Annotated in this window: 13 protein-coding genes; 1 reads left to right on the top strand and 12 read right to left on the bottom strand. The window is 50.3% G+C overall.

Features of this window, described 5'->3' with window-relative positions:
* Positions 1-82: 82 nt before the first annotated feature.
* From ACQ4MZ_RS21255 to hisS, 11 genes are all read right to left on the bottom strand, one after another.
* On the bottom strand, positions 83-2,026 hold the full coding sequence (locus tag ACQ4MZ_RS21255) for a response regulator (RefSeq protein WP_430848242.1): 1,944 nt from the start codon (positions 2,024-2,026) through the stop codon (positions 83-85).
* A gap of 118 nt (positions 2,027-2,144) precedes the next feature.
* Positions 2,145-2,951, bottom strand: a complete 807-nt coding sequence (locus tag ACQ4MZ_RS21250) for a CheR family methyltransferase (protein ID WP_430848240.1) — start codon at positions 2,949-2,951, stop codon at positions 2,145-2,147.
* An 11-nt stretch (positions 2,952-2,962) separates the two neighbouring features.
* Positions 2,963-6,397, bottom strand: coding sequence for a response regulator (locus ACQ4MZ_RS21245; protein ID WP_430848238.1), 3,435 nt, complete (start codon positions 6,395-6,397; stop codon positions 2,963-2,965).
* Between the two features lie 31 nt (positions 6,398-6,428).
* The gene (locus ACQ4MZ_RS21240) at positions 6,429-9,752 is read right to left on the bottom strand and encodes a UvrD-helicase domain-containing protein (RefSeq protein ID WP_430848236.1); all 3,324 of its coding nucleotides are present in this window, start codon (positions 9,750-9,752) and stop codon (positions 6,429-6,431) included.
* A gap of 103 nt (positions 9,753-9,855) precedes the next feature.
* Positions 9,856-10,377, bottom strand: a complete 522-nt coding sequence (locus ACQ4MZ_RS21235; RefSeq protein WP_430848234.1) for a hypothetical protein — start codon at positions 10,375-10,377, stop codon at positions 9,856-9,858.
* Positions 10,378-10,422: 45 nt separating this feature from the next.
* The gene (hisC, locus tag ACQ4MZ_RS21230; RefSeq protein ID WP_430848232.1) at positions 10,423-11,496 is read right to left on the bottom strand and encodes a histidinol-phosphate transaminase; all 1,074 of its coding nucleotides are present in this window, start codon (positions 11,494-11,496) and stop codon (positions 10,423-10,425) included.
* 36 nt (positions 11,497-11,532) lie between these two features.
* Complete coding sequence (locus ACQ4MZ_RS21225) at positions 11,533-11,985, bottom strand: RES family NAD+ phosphorylase (RefSeq protein ID WP_430848230.1); 453 nt, start codon at positions 11,983-11,985, stop codon at positions 11,533-11,535.
* Positions 11,985-12,413: an antitoxin Xre/MbcA/ParS toxin-binding domain-containing protein gene (locus ACQ4MZ_RS21220; RefSeq protein WP_090152622.1), complete on the bottom strand. Its 429-nt coding sequence runs from the start codon at positions 12,411-12,413 to the stop codon at positions 11,985-11,987. The genes ACQ4MZ_RS21225 and ACQ4MZ_RS21220 overlap by 1 nt, the downstream gene beginning before the upstream one ends.
* Before the next feature lie 70 nt (positions 12,414-12,483).
* Positions 12,484-13,752, bottom strand: coding sequence for a histidinol dehydrogenase (gene hisD / locus ACQ4MZ_RS21215; RefSeq protein ID WP_430848227.1), 1,269 nt, complete (start codon positions 13,750-13,752; stop codon positions 12,484-12,486).
* Between the two features lie 24 nt (positions 13,753-13,776).
* Positions 13,777-14,640, bottom strand: a complete 864-nt coding sequence (gene hisG, locus ACQ4MZ_RS21210) for an ATP phosphoribosyltransferase (protein WP_430848225.1) — start codon at positions 14,638-14,640, stop codon at positions 13,777-13,779.
* 47 nt (positions 14,641-14,687) lie between these two features.
* A complete protein-coding gene (gene hisS, locus ACQ4MZ_RS21205; protein WP_430848223.1) occupies positions 14,688-16,058 on the bottom strand; it encodes a histidine--tRNA ligase in 1,371 nt (456 codons plus the stop codon).
* A 144-nt stretch (positions 16,059-16,202) separates the two neighbouring features.
* On the opposite strand from hisS, the gene ACQ4MZ_RS21200 reads away from it, so the two are divergent.
* Positions 16,203-16,355 carry a hypothetical protein gene (locus tag ACQ4MZ_RS21200; protein ID WP_015810647.1) on the top strand — a complete coding sequence of 51 codons (153 nt, stop codon included), beginning with the start codon at positions 16,203-16,205 and terminating at the stop codon, positions 16,353-16,355.
* A 35-nt stretch (positions 16,356-16,390) separates the two neighbouring features.
* Here ACQ4MZ_RS21200 and ACQ4MZ_RS21195 read toward each other — a convergent pair whose 3' ends face one another.
* Positions 16,391-16,717 (bottom strand): hypothetical protein, encoded by a 327-nt coding sequence (locus tag ACQ4MZ_RS21195; protein ID WP_291040645.1) that lies wholly within the window; start codon positions 16,715-16,717, stop codon positions 16,391-16,393.
* Positions 16,718-16,781 lie beyond the last annotated feature (64 nt).

The following is a 16,781-nucleotide window of genomic DNA, read 5'->3' as shown; positions in this document are numbered from 1 at the left end:
GTTTTATCAATTAGAATTAACTCTTTCTACAACGAAATCCGGCAATTAATCATTACGAAAAGTTGCCCCAAATCGTTGCACTCTAAATCCCGGACACGTTTGCGGGCACGATGGTTGAAAGCAGCGAACCTATTTTCTGATGCAATTTCTCCGGCTCGAATGGCTTCGAAAGCGTGTCGTTCATCCCCGCCTCCAACGCCTGCGACACTTCCTCGGGCAATACTGTGGCTGAAAGTGAAAGGATGGGTGTGGCAATTCGCAGTTCTTCCCGCGCCACGCGGGCAGCCTGAAAACCGTCCATTTCAGGCATCCGCGTATCCATAATGATCAGGTCGAAAGACTCTTCCCGCAATTGATCCACGGCCTCTTTTCCATTACCTACGATCACGGCATCAAGCTGCCAGGCTTTGAGGTATTTTTTCAAAAGCAATGCATTAATGGGATTGTCTTCGGCCACGAGCACCTTCTTACCTTCAAACGAGGGCAGGTCCTGGAACGAAACAACCGGTTTGGCATTCCCTACCTTTTCGTTCGCGTCCCGGAGAATTAATGTAAAGAAAAACTGACTTCCCTCGTGAAAACGGCTGTTCACTTCGAGCTCGGTACCCATCAGTCGCACAAGTTTCTGCGAAATGGTGAGTCCAAGCCCCGTGCCGCCGTATTGATGCGAAGTATTCTCGGAGGCCTGCCCGTATTCGGAAAAGATATTGGCCAAATGCTCATCCGACATTCCAATGCCGGTATCCTCCACCGCGAACCGTACCGTGTGCCCCGCCGGCGTCTCGGCCAGGTGTTCCATCTTCAAAGTAACATTGCCTGTTTCCGTGAATTTCAATGCATTACCGACCAGGTTAAGCAAGATCTGGTTCAAACGCATGCCATCCACGATAACGCATCCAGGAATCCGGTTGCTGATTTCCAGGCGCAGTTCCAGCTTCTTTTCATCGGCTTTAAACTGCATCAAATCGACAATCTGCTTACCGAGTATCCGCAGGTCGGTAGACGTCGGAATGATCGAGAATTTGCCCTCGTCAATTTTGGATATGTCGAGAATGTCGTTCAGGATATTCAGCAACGATCCGGACGACTGCCTGAGCATATTCACCAGCTCTTCCTGGCCATCGCTTAAATCAGTTGTGGACAACAGGTTACCCAGGCCGATAATGCCATTCAACGGCGTTCTGATCTCGTGGCTCATATTAGCCAGGAACGACTCTTTCGTCTTACGTGCCTTTTCCGCCTGCGCCTGCGCCTCGACCAACGCCAGTTCATGTGCCTTTCGCTTCTCCACATCGTGCAGGTTCACAAACAGTAACCGGTTCTTATACATGATCCTCAGTTCCAGCCAGACCGGTTGCCGAAGCCGTCCGTAAAACTGGTCCTCCACAACAATGGTCTCGCCGCCTGCGAAACTTCGCTTCACAAGCACGTCACGCAGGGCGGATTTCTGCGGATCCACCAGCAAATCGAGCATGGACGTTCTGATTACCGAAGCTGGCGCAATACCCAGGATCGTCTCCACCGACGGGTTGATCGACAATATTGCCCCAGTGTCGGGCTCTACCGTGGCGATGATATCCGGTGAATTCAGGACGATCGTCGCATAGTTTTCGAGCAGCTTATTTTTCTCCCGTATCTCACGCTGGCTTCGCGCCAGCTTGATGAGCGAATCTACTTTGGCATTGGTTATATAAGGATCGAGTGGCTTGTAAAGGTAATCGATGGCGCCCGTTTTAAGCCCTCGTACGGCGTAGGTAGTTTCCTTTGAAATAGCCGTCACGAACACGACCAGGATCTCCCGGGTTTTGGGATTGGAAAAAAGTGTCTCGGCAAACTCGAAACCATCCATTCCCGGCATTTGAACATCCACCAATGCCACGGCAATTTCATTCTCCCAGACCATCCGAAGCGCCTCGTTGGGCGAGGTTGTAGCGTATATTTCAATATCGTCGCGGTTGAGGATTGCTTTGAGGGAGATCAGGTTTTCCTCCCTGTCATCCAACAGCAAAATCTTTGTATGTTCCATGGGTTATTCGTTGAGTAGCTATTGAAGGATATCGTTGATTATCGAAAAAAGGTTTCGGCTGACTATCACCGGATGTTTTTCATAAACCAAAAGGCGCCCCCCGGCAAGACTATCATACTCATTTGACCTTCTGATAAATGTTCAATGTGCTGTCAATCACTTTAAAGTTTTCTTCCATACCTGAGTAGCGTAGTGTTTCGCGCTTCCCGAGGCAAAGAAAACCCAACATGCTGAGACTGTCATACAAAAGCCTGAATACTTTTTGCCTTAGTTCAAGCGTAAAATAAATCATCACGTTCCGGCAACTGATAAACTGGAATTCGTTGAACACACCATCGCCCGTGAGGTCATGCATCGAAAACACGATATTACGCCGCAGATCGGGTAGCATGACTGCCTTGTTGTAAGCAACATGGTAATAATCCGACAGCGAATGCTTACCACCAGCCGCCAGGTAATTCTCAGAGAACGTCCGCACATTTCCCAGCGTGAATACGCCCTCGCGTGCAGCCGTGAGCGCCCTATTGCTGAGGTCAGTGGCGTAAATCAGCGAACGGCTTAGAAAACCCGCCTCTTTGAGCAAAATCGCCAGCGAATAAGCCTCCTCGCCTGATGCGCAACCAGCCACCCAGAACCGCAGCGTTGGATAAGATTCTAGATACGTAAATACCTCTGCTTTCACTTTTATAAAGAAATCCGCGTCCCGGAACATCTCCGAATAATTGACAGTGAGTTCCTGTATGAGGCCATACACCACATTTCCCCCCGGCTCGATATGCGTCAGCAGTTGCGGGAAGTCCATTTTGTGGGCGGTCAGATACCTGCTCGCCCGGCGCAGCAGCGACGGCCTCGCGTAACCCGAGAAATCGAACCCCGATATCTCCCTGATCCGCGCAATGAGTATTTCCAACTCAGAATATTCCATGGGCACCATCATTACGCAGCCTGCAACCAGACCTTGATCAGCGAAAGCAGTTTGTCTACATCCACAGGTTTGGAAATATAGTCATTGGCACCAGCCTCGAGACATTGCTCCCTGTCACCCTGCATAGCTTTCGCGGTTACTGCAATAATGGGAATGTTGGCCCAACCAGGCACCTGCCTGATCCGGCGCGTGGCTTCTATGCCGTCCATTTCGGGCATCATCACATCCATCAATATCAGCTCTATATCCGGATTATCTTCCAGTTTATGAATCGCCTCCCTGCCGTTTGCAGCGATTTCAATGCTGAAACCGGCGTCTTCGAGCACGGCACTCAACGCGAAAATGTTGCGCATATCGTCATCGGCAAGCAGCAGCTTCTTGCCCGTGAAGAGCTGTGAAGCGTTCATAACTGCATTACTGAACGACTCCCTCGACGGTTCCTGCTCGTGCGTTTTTGGCTGGATCTTTTTTAGGAAGAGCTTTACCTCGTCGAGCAGGCGTTCGTTGGACTTTTTTGTCTTGATCACCACGGGATGCGCGTACTTCATCACACGTGCCAGATCGACCTGGGTAAGATCCTCGGCTGTATTCACTACCACCGGCAGCTCGCTCCATTGCTGGTTTTCTTTGATTTTGTCCAAAAGGTCCAGCCCGTTCATATCTGTCAGTCTCACATCGAGAATGATACCGTCCACGCCGTCCGTTTCCAGGATCGACAATGCTTCGGCGGCCGAATAGGCATAGAGCACGAAAATGTTATTGCTCACCAGGAAGTCGCCGAGGTATTGGCTCTGATATGCATCGTCCTCAACGAGCAGGATACGCTGCTGGCCAAGGTCTTTGCCTTCAAGTTTCAAGGCAGCGAATATCTGTTGGGCCGAACGCTCGTCCACCGGCTTTTGCATAAAACCGATCGCTCCGTTTCTGACCATTTCTTCATTAAAGTACTCGCCCGAAGAGACCGTATGCACCGGAATCAGGCGCGTGCGGGTGTCACTTTTAAGCTCCCTTAGAACCGTTTCGCCCGGTATGTCCGGCAAATGCATGTCGAGGATTATGGCGGTTGGATTAAATGCGCCCACGATGTCCAGCGCTTCCCGCCCGCTGGTGGCTATTTGTACTGTAAAACCGCTCGCCTGCGCTTTTGCAGCCATATCCGCGGCAAAGACATCGTCATCTTCAATCAGTAGCAAACGGCGCGACTTGCCGTTTTCGGATGCCTGCGGTTTAGACTCCCGCGATTGCGGCTTCGCCGGTTCAGCCGACGGTTCGTCTGGTACCACAGCAGTTTGACCGTCCGCTTCGATCAGATAAGGAATTTTTAATGTAAATACAGAACCTTCGCCCGGAGTGCTTTTCAGGGAAATAGACCCGTTGAAAAGACCGGCGAGTTCCCGACTGATCGACAATCCAAGGCCGGTGCCGCCATACTTGCGACTGGTAGAGCCATCCGCTTGCTGGAATGCCTCGAAAATAGATGCCTGTTTGTCCAATGGTATGCCAATCCCCGTGTCGGCCACTTCAAAATGCAGCTGGTCTCCTTCCTGCGAAATCCGTAGCGAAACCTTACCGGGTGCTGATGTAAACTTCACCGCATTGGAAATCAGATTGCGCAAGATCTGTAACAGGCGGGTATGATCAGTAAACAGCGTCGCAGGACACGAAACCGTCTTTTCCACCTGCAATGCAAGGCCCTTATTCTCGGCAACTTTCAGGAAGGTGCTCTTTATTTCCGTCAAAACCGACTCCGTACTGATATTTTCGTACACCAGCTCAATCTTTCCGGCTTCCACTTTGGCGAGGTCGAGGATATCGTTGATCAGCGTCAAAAGATCGTTTCCTGAATTATAGATCACCGAAGCATAGCGCTCTTCCTCTTCATTCAGCCGTGAGCCCTTGTTTTCTCCCAGAATACGTGACAAAATCAGGATGCTGTTCAGCGGCGTGCGCAATTCGTGGCTCATATTGGCCAGGAATTCGCTTTTGAAACGCCCGCTCCTTTCGAGCTCGTCTGCTTTGATCTGGATCTGGTCGCGCGCCTCTTCGATCGTATTTTTCTGTTCTTCGAGCATGAATGCCTTTTCTTCGAGCTCGGTATTGATCTGTTTCAACTCCTCCTGCTGGACGCGCAATTCTTCTTCGGAAACCTGCAAAAGCGAAGTTTGCCGTGTAAGTTCCTCGTTGGTAACCCTCAGTTCTTCCTGCTGGCTTTCCAACTCCTCGGCCTGTAACTGCGTTTTTTCGAGTAGTTCGTTGGTTGTCTCACGCGCGCGGGCGGCCATGATCGCCACCGCGACGTTATCTGAAATCATATCGAGCAATTTGATGACCTTCGCACCCGGGTCTTTCAGATAACCGATCTCGATCACCCCGGCCGTGGTGCCATCGAAGCGGATATTTTTCATTAAAACCAATCCTGGCGCCGAACTGCCCGTGGCCGTTCTGACCTGCAAATAACCCGCTGCCACATCCAGGCGTTTGATACTGACTTTATCCAGTGCAAACTGCCCCAATATCCCCTCTCCGAACGGTATAAAAGAAGGTGCCGCATCCGGCGCAGAAAAGCCATGAATGGCGGACCGTTCGAGCGCGTCACCCGAACGTGTAACAAGGTACATAGCAGACACCTGGGAATCCGTCAGATCCGCCAATTTCCGTAGCAACCGTTCCGAAAGTTGGGTTAGTGTAGGTTCGCCACGGACTGCGCTGGACACTTCCATGGCCGCGTTCAATATCCAGTTCTTTTCCTGGTCTTCGTGCGCCAGCTGCTCCAATTTATTATTAGCCAGCTGCATAGCCTGCTCGCCGGCACGTTGCGCAAGATAAGTCTTACGGATAAAGTAATACAGTAAAAGAATGACCAGGAAAAACAGCGACGAACCAATCACAATGTACTGCTTGGCGCGGATCGAGCTTGCCGAAGCGAGCTGCTCCCGCTCGGCCAGGAGACCTTCCTCTACATTTTCGATCCGCCGGAAGCTGAACTCGATTCTGGAAGAAACCTCTTTCCCCTGCAAAACAATGTGCTGGATCGTATCGATACTGTATTTGCCGGTTTTCAGGATTTCATACTGTTGATTCATCAACTCTACCCTGGTTTCAAGGAGATCAGACAGCGAATCCACCCGGGCACTTTGCGTTTTACTGTCCTTCACCAGCTTCTGCAATGCTTCAACATCTTTCCATATGTCATCGGAAGCTTGCAGGAAATTTGTTTCAAACGCGCGGCTACCAGTGATAGCAAAACCCCGCACGTTCGCCTCGGCGGTCAGCAATCGATTCTTAACAGAAGTTGACACACGCATCACCTCCCGTGTATGATCCACCCAGCCGGCATTTTCCTGTTGCAGGAGTATAGCGTTGTAGGACACATACCCTACTACGAGTACTAAAAGAATTGAAAATGAGATTCCCAGTAAAACCTGGCGCTGAAAAGTAAGTTGCATAAACGTTGAGTATTAAATAGAAATACAGGTTTCATTGTTCCACCCATTCCACCAATTCATCTTCAAGGGTAATCAGCACCCCGCGGGAGGCCTTAGCGTTTTCAGAAAAAGTCCTGATCAGTTTCTTCAAATGTCTGCGTGGCTCGTCGGCACTGTTGCCTCCTACAAACGACATGAAAATGTACTCTCCACCCGGCCGTTGAACAACCCTGTCTATATGCAGCATTTTCCCGCCTGGCACGAGCAACTCCTTGTTAATCTGAATATGGTTTTCGTCCTGGTAAAGGACTTGTAATGAAGGGTCCTGCAAAAGAGAAATCGTCAGATTTTCAATTTCGTGCGTTTCTTTCCGGGTGAATATCCCCTCAGCTACGAGCTTCTCCAAGGCTACGGGAAGGTCCGAAATGGTTTTCAGCCGGGTGAGCAAATACCGCATTTTTTGCAGGCGGTCGTGCCTCGGTTCGAAAGTCTGCACATCGAAAATCCGATCGGCCATCCGGCGCAGGCGCAGCGACTCGGTACGGTCGTTACTAAGTATGTTTTTTAAAATATAAGGACTCGTGCCCCCACTCGCATGTGCATGCCTGAGCGCGCCGGAAGCTTCTGAAATTATGTACCTCGAAATCGTTTCGTCCCAGGCGGGTGTAAAGCCCTCCTGGCTCAGATAGTCGCGCAGCCAGTGGTTGATCTGCTGCCCCGACTCCCACCTGCGCTCGCGCTTTGCGAGCACGTACAGGCGCTGCACAGGGCGCGTAAATGCCACATAAAGCAAATTCAGGTTCTCGATCAGCGTCCGCATCCGTTCCTCGCGATATTGTTCTCCTACCACGGTGTTTTCAAGCTCTTTCACGACCGAAACCATGGAGCTTCGCAGTTTGGCATTTGTATAGCCGGGCTTATCCGCTAACCGGATTTCGTCATAGTCAACCTCATCCATGTCTACCCAGAGCCGGTCGAGGCGGGCATTCGGCGTAACTTTCCATTGCGCATACGGGATGATCACCACCGGATATTCCAGGCCTTTCGACTTGTGAATGGTGGTAATGCGAATAGCGTCCATACCGTCCGGTACCGTAATCGAAAATTTGTATTTAGCTGATTCCCAATAATTCAGAAAATCGCCGAGGTGGTTGCTTTTCCGGTTACCGAATTCGAGCACCACATCCAGGAACCGGAACAGGTATTCGCTTTCCAGCTGCTGTTTGAAAAGCCCGAATTGCTGCATCAGCAGCTCAGTGAGCTCAAACACCGACACCTGCCGCATTTTGAACGAGGTAATACTAATGTCCCATTTCCTGAAATATTCGAGGAAACTATCGAGCCCACGCTCCTCGCAAAGTACCCTGATCTCCTCATACTCGTGCGGCGCCGGGTTCTGCCGGCGGATCACCTGGTGAAACAGATAGGCCGCCTCATACCGCGCCAGGCGGTGATCCGAGCTGTGCAGCACCTTCATGAACGAAATGATGAAATGCACTGAACGCGAATATGCCAGCGACAATGCGTCGTCGGAAATAAGTGGGAAACCTGCTTCTTTCAGCGTATTGGCCAAAGTGGTCGCCTCCTTTTTCTTTCTGCACAAAATCGCGATATCACGCCAGTAGTAGCCTTCTTCCCGAACCGCATTGACCAGTTCCAACGCCCTCCTGGAAATTGGGTCGGAAGACGACTCTTCGCCCCCTTCCTCCGTGGCTTCGTTCATTTCCAGAAACTCTATTTCCACGTGGCCACCCTCACTCACGCCGTCCGGTATTTCCTGGCTGAAATGCTCGTCGTACACCTCGCGAATGAGCGGATATTCGCCGCCCAGCGAGTCGGCGATAAAGCCGAAGAACTTGTTATTGAAATCGGTAACTTCCCGGAAGCTGCGCCGGTTCGTTTTAAGGTGGTTGACATGCAGGTAGTTGTCTAATGCAAAGAGCCGCTCTTCAGTAAACGGGCTGGTTCCCAGAATGCTGCCCAGCCGCATTACCTGATTTTGAGCCAAATGCAATATCAAGTCCATATCCCCGCCCCGGAAGCGGTAGATCGACTGTTTGGCATCACCTACGATCAGGTTGAAATACCCGCTGGACAATGCATTCTCGATCAGCGGGAGCAGGTTCGCGAATTGCAGCTTGGAGGTATCCTGAAATTCATCGACCAGAATGTGGTTATATTTTTCCCCTAACCTCTCAAAAATGAACGGTACTGGCTCCCGGGCCACGATGTCGACGATCTTCCGGTTAAAATCCGAGATATGGACCTGATTATTCTGTTTCAGCAATGCGTCGAATTCTTTCCGGATTTCACCCAGCAGCGAGAGGTTGTAAATGTGCCGGTCGAGCTGGTTGTATAGCGTAATCTTCCCGGTCTCCGCCGAGCGTATGTTTTCGATCTGGTGATAATAGTTTTCCAGATCGGTGCGGATGCGTTCTATTTCGTCGCGGATCGGCGCGGGTGTTTTGGCACCATACCACACCCCTTCGCCGATGGTTTTATAAACGTAAGAGTTAGGCTCCAGCCAGAGCTTCTTACTCTCGGCGCGGTCGCGGAAGTAGCCGTAAATGCCCCGACCGCTCTGGTGAAAGTCTTTTTCGCTCAAATAAGTCGATTGAATGAGTTCAAATGCATGCTTTGCATCTTTGGTCATCATTTCCTCACGCCCGCGTACGAAATCGCGCATTTGCCTGCGTACGGCGATCCAGTCCTCCATTTTGAGGTCTTCAACCCGCTTCATTTGCATATAGCTCTGCTCGCTGAGCAAAGTCCCCGCCGTATCGCGGATCTGCATCGGCAATGCGCCCCAGTTTTTGCCTTCCTCCGCATTCTCGCGGTAGTATTTTTCGACAATATCCGTCAGCACTTCCTCGCCCTCCTGCCCGATGCGGGCCAACAGGCGGTCCACGGCGTCATCGAGCAAATCGCTGTCTAGCTGGGTCTCGAATACAAATGGAATGCCTAGTTCATCGGTAAAACTGCTGATCAGCCGCTGCGTGAACTTATCGATCGTCATCACCGAAAAATCCGAATAGCGGTGGAGGATTTGCCCGAAAACCATTTGCGCCCGCGCAGCGATAAGCTGGCATGCCCCTGCGAAAAGCTCCGCGTTATGCTCAGTGTCCGGATACATTTCGATTACCACGTCGCGCATCATCGAATGCGGTTTCGGGTCATTTTCGGCATAGGCCGAGAACGTCCGCAGCATCAGCAGAATACGGTCTTTCATTTCGTTGGCAGCCGCATTGGTAAACGTCACCGCCAGAATATGTCTGAAATACAACTCCGAATTGGAATGCAGGGCCAGTTTGAGATATTCTTTGGTAAGGGTGTAAGTTTTCCCCGAGCCTGCCGATGAACTGTAAACTTTAAACACTTTGTGCCGATGTATGGGTGAAGCGAATGACAACCGCAGATCAAATTAAACAAAAAAAGCAGGCTTGCGCCTGCTTTTCGTATGCTTTTAAAAGAAGTATCGCTTAAAGATTGAAACGAAGACCAGCCGAGATATTGGGACTCAGGAAGAACGGCTTTCTCAACAGCTCCACGTACGTACCTCCTTCTAGGAATACGGAGATGCGGTTGTCGGGGATATAGTATTCAAAACCACCCAGCGCCGAACCGCCCAGAGTCAGGTTTTTCTCGTAATCACCGTTCAGGCGTTTCGGGTAAGAGCGACGGTTGTTGATCTGCCCGCCAATGCCGTAATACACGTGCACTGCCTCCGAGTTGAACAATGGTGTGTGCCATAAATAATGCATTTGGAGCGAAATACCGGTATTTTTGTAAATCCCGTTGTCTCCGCGGTACTTTCGATCATTACCCAGGATACCCCCAAAAGTACCGACGGTCACGTCGATGGCATGGATGTTGTTGAAGTACTTCCGGATGTTGACACCGGTGGGTTCACCGAGTTTGAAACCTACCGCCCAGTTGTCGTATTGGGCGTGTGCCATTCCGAAGCAAAGTGCGCAAATAAATGTTAAGGCTAATTTCTTCATAGTTAATTAAATCGGGGAAATGTTCCTGGAACGCTGAAACAACAGCTACACAATAACGTTCTGAGACTGGAATTTCTTTAATGATTCGATCAAAACTTCGTTTTCTTCTTTTGTTCCTACCGTAATCCGCAGGCATCCTTCGCACAAATGTACCCGCGAGCGGTCGCGTACGATGATCGTCTCCCGGATCAGATAGTCCATCACACTCTTCGCATCTTCGAACTGCACAAGCAGGAAGTTGGCGTCCGTAGGATGTATTTTAACCACGATCGGCAGGCTTTGGAGTTGCTCAGTCAGCGCAGCGCGCTGTTCGAGAATATCGGCCACCATTTTGTCCTTTTTATCAATACCGTTCAGGCCTTCGAGCAATGCCTGCTGTGCGGGCAGGCTGATATTGTAAGGCGGCTTGATTTTGTTCAGAACACGGATCAGCTCCGGTGAAGCGAAACACATCCCTACGCGGATACCCGCAAGGCCCCAGGCTTTGGAGAAGGTCTGCAATACCACCAGGTTAGGATATTTGTCGAGGTGCTGGATCCACGAAGGCTCGTCCGTGAAATCGATATAAGCCTCATCCACAACCACCAGTCCGCTGAAACCCTCCAGAATGGTCTGAATCGCGTCGTGCTGCATTACATTACCCGTCGGGTTATTCGGCGAGCAGATCCAGATGATCTTTGTCTGTGGCGTTACCGCATTCAAAACGGCCTCGGTATCGATCTGGTAATCATTCGTGAGCGATACCTTGTCGATCTTCACATCGTGGATCGAGGCGCTTACCTCATACATGCCGTACGTCGGCGGCAGGATGATCACATGGTCATACCCGGGCGTACACGTGGCGCGTGTGAGCAAATCGATCGGTTCGTCGCTGCCGTTTCCGAGGAAAATGCGGTCGGGGCTCACCTGCTTGATCGGACTCAGTTTCTGCTTGATTTCGGCCTGGTAAGGATCGGGATAGCGGTTGTAGTTTTCGCCGGTCACCGAACCGTATGGGTTTTCGTTCGCATCCAGGAAAATACCCACATGGCCGGTATATTCGTCTCTTGCGGATGAATACGGGGCCAATGTGAGAATGTGCGGGCGAAGGACTCTGGTTAAATCGAAACTGTTATTCATACTATCGAAAATTACGGCGGTCGCCGTGTGTGGATTTTAAATCTTTTTGAAGAGCCTTTTATCGAAATTCAGCGGCGCTATGTCGGTAATGCGAAGCGAAAGGACGTCGGGATGCATTGGATTAACGAGGTAGTTCGGTTCGGCCTGTACCACCACCGATGGTACCCGCAGCAGAAGGCTGTTACCCGCTTTCAGCCACGAATCACCGATTCCTTTGCTCCATTGCTCATCCTCATACCATTCGGGCACCAGATTAGGAGCGGTTACGCTTGCGACATGATCGGGAATTTCCAGGGAAACAATCACGTAGTTGGGAGGCGTCACCGTTTTGTGCCAGTGAACGAGTACTTCGAGCATGGCCAGTGAGCGATGCGAAGATGTGTAAAGCATAGCGTTTCGGGGGGAGTTCCATCGTCCTCCATTGTAAAAAGCCCCTATTCCACTCAAATCCTCCTGATATTCCGATCTTGTTATCCTGAATAGCTCCATTAAGCGAAAATACCGTGTTCCATGCGCCCTAATTCGGTCTTGACCAGCTCTATACCCGCATGGGTCCGTAAAAAGCTGATCGGTTTCTCACTACCCAGCGCAGGCACCTCGTTGTTGAGCCAATCGAGGAAATATTCTTTACCCAACGCCCGGTTCCCCACGGAGAACAGATCGGCCAGGGCGATCAGATGATCGGAAACTACATTGCTAAGCAGATCAATATCATTGTAACGCTGCAAATTCCTTGAAGTAACAGGCAACAGCGCTATCACATCTTTAATATCCATCCCGATAGAATCAGCCAAATGCTGAATGGAAGCTTTCGGAACGCCGTTTTCGGCCAGGTAAGCCAGGTCGAAGTCATTTTTTACAGCATGTTTGAGGGTTTCATAGCCTCCCAAACGTTCGTTAACCATGTATGCTGTCATCTTTCTGTAATTTTAAGGCCGTTGAAATTTGTCCTCTAATTTAGGACAATTTTCCCGGACTAAGAATTTTTCACAAAAGATTTTTCAATCTGATGCTCACGGCATTCTTATGAGCGTCGAGCGATTCGGCTGCTGCCATGGCTTCCACGGTGGGACCGATGTTGCGAATACCTTCCTCGGTGATATGCTGAACGGTGATTTTTTTGACAAAACTATCGACAGACACCCCGCTGTAAGCCCTTGCATAGCCATTGGTAGGCAATGTGTGGTTAGTCCCCGAAGCATAATCCCCGCACGATTCAGGCGTGTAGTTGCCGAGGAATATCGAACCGGCATTGTAAATCTTCCCGGTCACCTCTTCTGCATTGGTAATGCTGAGGATCAAATGCTCCGCTGCATATTGGTTCAGCATTTCAATGGCTTCTTCCTCCGTTTCGACGAGGATAGCCTTGCTGTTCACCATCGCCTGCGCGGCAATGTCCTTACGGGGAAGCACTTCCAGCTGCTCCGCCAATGCGATATTCACCGAGGCAAGCAGTTTTTTGCTGGTAGAAACCAATAAAACCTGGCTATCGGCACCATGCTCGGCCTGTGAAAGCAAGTCGGCTGCTACGAAACATGGCAAAGCCGTATCGTCCGCAAAAATCGCTACTTCCGAAGGTCCGGCAGGCATATCGATTGCCACGCCTTCCTTGCTAACCAGCATTTTGGCAGTTGTAACATACTGGTTTCCAGGACCAAATATTTTATAAACTTTCGGAACGCTTTCCGTACCATAAGCCATCGCAGCAATCGCCTGGGCACCGCCAATACGGAATGCCTTGGTAACACCTACCAGCTTCGCAGCATACAAAATAGCCGGGTGATCGGACGGCGTGCAAAGTACAACCTCCTTACAACCAGCAATTTGAGCAGGAATACCAAGCATAAGCACCGTGCTGAATAATGGCGCCGAACCGCCGGGAATGTAAATTCCCACCTTCTCGATCCCCACGCTTTTGCGCCAGCAGGTAACGCCGGGCATGGTTTCCACTTTTTCGGGCGCTTGCAACTGCCCCTTGTGGAATTTGTAGATATTCTCGTAAGCCTGACCAATCGCCGCTTTCAATGCATCGTCCAGCTTATCGCCGGCTTCTGTCATGTCTTTTTCCGAAAATGCGAGGTCGGTCAGTTCAATTTTATCAAATTTCAGAGCGAGGGCCTTAATGCCTGCATCGCCTTCATTTTTCACTTGTTCGAGCACGGGCAGTACCCGCGCTTCGATATCCTTGGCTTCCAGAATGGGACGTGCCAGCAATGCAGGCCACTGTTCCCTTTCCGGAAATGGAATGATATTCATAATGTCAGAATCAAAACCCCGTACTTAAACAATCATTTTCTCGATCGGGATCACCAGAATCCCCTCCGCACCAGCCTGGCGGATCTTCTCGATATTCTCCCAGAACTCGTTCTCGTTGATCACCGAATGCAGCGAGCACCAGCCTTCCGTCGCCAATGGCAGGATCGTCGGAGAACGCATACCTGGCAGGAACTTGGTGATATTCTCTACCGCACCCACAGGGCAGTTGAGCAAAATGTACTTATTGTTCTTTGCCACCTGCACCGATTTGATACGGAACAAAAGTTGATCCAGCAAATCCTGCTGCACCGGCGAAAGGTGCTTGCTCGCGATCATCACGGCCTCCGAGCGGAAAATCGTTTCCACTTCTTTCAAACCGTTACTCAGCAAGGTGCTGCCGGAGCTGACGATATCGCAAACCGCATCGGCCAGGCCAATGCTCGGCGCAATCTCCACCGACCCGCTGATTTCGTGGATATCAGCCGTAACATTATGAGATTTAAGATATTGTTCCAGCAAACGAGGATAAGTAGTCGCAATGCTTTTACCTTCCAGGTCCTGCACGCCATGGTATTCCGCCTCACGCAAAACGCCGATCGACAACCGGCATTTCGAGAAGCCCAGTTTGTGAACGGTATCCACATCCTTGCACGATTCTTTCGAAACATTCTCCCCTACAATACCCAAATGCGCCACACCGTCTTCCACATAACCGGGAATATCGTCGTCGCGGAGGAAAAGAATTTCCGCTGGAAAGTTCGTAGCATCGGTTTTAAGCTTACCGGCACCGTTGTCGAAACGGATACCACATTCTTTGATCAGTTTAAGAGAATCTTCACTAAGTCTGCCCGATTTCTGGATGGCAATTCTTAAAATATTATCATTCATAAAGTTATAGGATGCTCACGCAGCCGTTTGTCGGTATTGAATTAGGGTTATTGGTCTTCCCGGTTAAGCAAAGTTATGATATCTTCCGTTTTCAGTTTCTGCTGCTCACCGGTTTTCATGTTTTTCAAAGTCAGTAAACCCGACTGGATTTCCTCTGAGCCAATTAAAATAACAAATGGAATGCTCTTGCGGTCGGCGTAATCCAGTTGCTTTTTCAGCTTCACCGAATCCGGATAGATCTCCGAGTTAATGCCCGCTTTCCGGAACTTTGGCAGGATCGACAAGCCATAGGCAAATGCCTCTTCGTCGAAATTCGAGATCATTACCCTGGTACTCATTCTCTGGCTTTCCGGGAAGAGGTTCAGTTCTTCCATTACGTCATAAATACGGTCGACACCAAGCGAAATGCCCACGCCTGAAATGCCTGGCACGCCGAATGTCCCTGTCAGGTTATCGTAGCGGCCACCGCCCGAAATGCTACCGATCTGCACATGATGCGCCTTCACTTCGAAGATCGCGCCCGTGTAATATGAGAGCCCGCGTGCGAGCGTGACATCGAATTCGATCTTTGCTTTTTCCAATCCCAGGATCTTCACCATCGCCCACACCTCTTCCAGCTCCTGGATGCCTTTCAATGCAACTTCCGATTCTGCCAACCAGCTTTTCAGTTCGGTAAATGGATCTTCATCGGCCGAAAGGCTGAAAATCGGTTCCAGCTTCTCGATGCTATCAGAAGCAAAACCACGTTCAAGGAGTTCCTCAACGACCTTCTCCTTCCCGATTTTATCCAATTTATCAATCGCCACGCAAAGCGGCCCCTCCATCCCGTGCGCTCCGATCATGTCGGCGATCCCGGTCAGGATTTTACGGTTATTGATCTTTACTGTAAAGTCTTGAATGCCCAATGCCGGCAGAATATCATGCAAAAGCATCACGATTTCCGCCTCGCAAAGCAGTGAATCGGTGCCTACCACGTCGGCATCGCATTGGTAAAACTCCCGGTAGCGGCCTTTCTGCGGACGATCGGCCCGCCAAACAGGCTGGATCTGATAGCGCTTGAAAGGCATGGCCAGCGTGCCGCGGTTCATCACCACGTAGCGTGCAAAGGGAACGGTAAGGTCGTAGCGAAGTCCTTTTTCAGAAATTTTGGTGGTCAATGGCTTCGAGCCAGCCTGCCAGTCGGCTTCCGTAAGCTTGCCGCTGAAATCGCCCGAATTCAGGATCTTGAACAAAAGCTGGTCGCCCTCTTCTCCATATTTCCCCATCAGTACCGACAGGTTTTCAAAAGCGGGAGTTTCTAATGGCAGGAAGCCGTATCGTTGGAAAGAGCGTCGGATGGTATCGAAAATGAAAGTACGCTTTGCCATTTGCTCCGGACCAAAGTCACGGGTTCCGCGGGCAAGAGATGGTTTACTCATTATAATAATGCTATCGATTTCGGCCGTTAATAGCCTATGAAACCGTAAAGTTAGGGCAGGTTATGCAATATTTATGACTATTGCGTGCATTATTTGCGCTAAAATGCTTAATTTTGCGGCTCTTTCACAAAACAAACTTTTACAATGGGAGTTACGGAATTAAAACGTAAAGGTCGCAGAAACAAAGCAGTTGCTAACAACCGCACTGCCAAAATCAAGAACCTTCTACGCAAACCAGAAGTGCGCAATGTTGACGTTGAGGCTATCAAGGCTCAATTCGAAGCAAATAAAAAATAATCAAGCCTCTTCGGAATGCTATCCAACTAGTCCTGTCAATCTGTTTTGGTAGGGCTTTTTGCTTTTTTACCGGATTTGTTTTTCCCGGAAGCAGCTTTCAGATTGACCTTCCGCAGCAACTGGCGCATACTACGGCGCGTTTCGCGGCGGACATCGAGCAGGATACGGAAACGGAGCGCTTCACCGAACATGATCAGGCCCCCGTTGATTAATGCAAGACTGTAAAGGCCCAAAACGACCCAAACCTGCGTAGGCTCCCCGATACGCCGCTGATGCGCCGCTTCGCTGAGCACGGTAAGACCAAAGCTGAACAACAACAGGCCTAGTGGAGCAAGAATCATCCATTTCGTGCGTGTCGACATTCTTTTTATGAGTCGCTTACCAGGTGGTTTCGGGTCAATCGAGGGGATCATTTATTCAGGCTAT

The sequence above is a fragment of the Dyadobacter sp. BHUBP1 genome, from assembly GCF_050587785.1.
Lineage (GTDB): Bacteria > Bacteroidota > Bacteroidia > Cytophagales > Spirosomataceae > Dyadobacter.
This window is presented reverse-complemented; position numbering and strand designations above follow the sequence as displayed.

Bases quoted from the DNA above. Each gene is read 5' to 3' on its own strand.
- ACQ4MZ_RS21255 (WP_430848242.1), bottom strand. From the start codon at position 2,026: ATGGAACATACAAAGATTTTGCTGTTGGATGACAGGGAGGAAAACCTG.
- ACQ4MZ_RS21250 (WP_430848240.1), bottom strand. From the start codon at position 2,951: ATGGAATATTCTGAGTTGGAAATACTCATTGCGCGGATCAGGGAGATA.
- ACQ4MZ_RS21245 (WP_430848238.1), bottom strand. From the start codon at position 6,397: ATGCAACTTACTTTTCAGCGCCAGGTTTTACTGGGAATCTCATTTTCA.
- ACQ4MZ_RS21235 (WP_430848234.1), bottom strand. From the start codon at position 10,377: ATGAAGAAATTAGCCTTAACATTTATTTGCGCACTTTGCTTCGGAATG.
- hisC (WP_430848232.1), bottom strand. From the start codon at position 11,496: ATGAATAACAGTTTCGATTTAACCAGAGTCCTTCGCCCGCACATTCTC.
- ACQ4MZ_RS21225 (WP_430848230.1), bottom strand. From the start codon at position 11,985: ATGGAGCTATTCAGGATAACAAGATCGGAATATCAGGAGGATTTGAGT.
- ACQ4MZ_RS21220 (WP_090152622.1), bottom strand. From the start codon at position 12,413: ATGACAGCATACATGGTTAACGAACGTTTGGGAGGCTATGAAACCCTC.
- hisD (WP_430848227.1), bottom strand. From the start codon at position 13,752: ATGAATATCATTCCATTTCCGGAAAGGGAACAGTGGCCTGCATTGCTG.
- hisG (WP_430848225.1), bottom strand. From the start codon at position 14,640: ATGAATGATAATATTTTAAGAATTGCCATCCAGAAATCGGGCAGACTT.
- hisS (WP_430848223.1), bottom strand. From the start codon at position 16,058: ATGAGTAAACCATCTCTTGCCCGCGGAACCCGTGACTTTGGTCCGGAG.
- ACQ4MZ_RS21200 (WP_015810647.1), top strand. From the start codon at position 16,203: ATGGGAGTTACGGAATTAAAACGTAAAGGTCGCAGAAACAAAGCAGTT.
- ACQ4MZ_RS21195 (WP_291040645.1), bottom strand. From the start codon at position 16,717: ATGTCGACACGCACGAAATGGATGATTCTTGCTCCACTAGGCCTGTTG.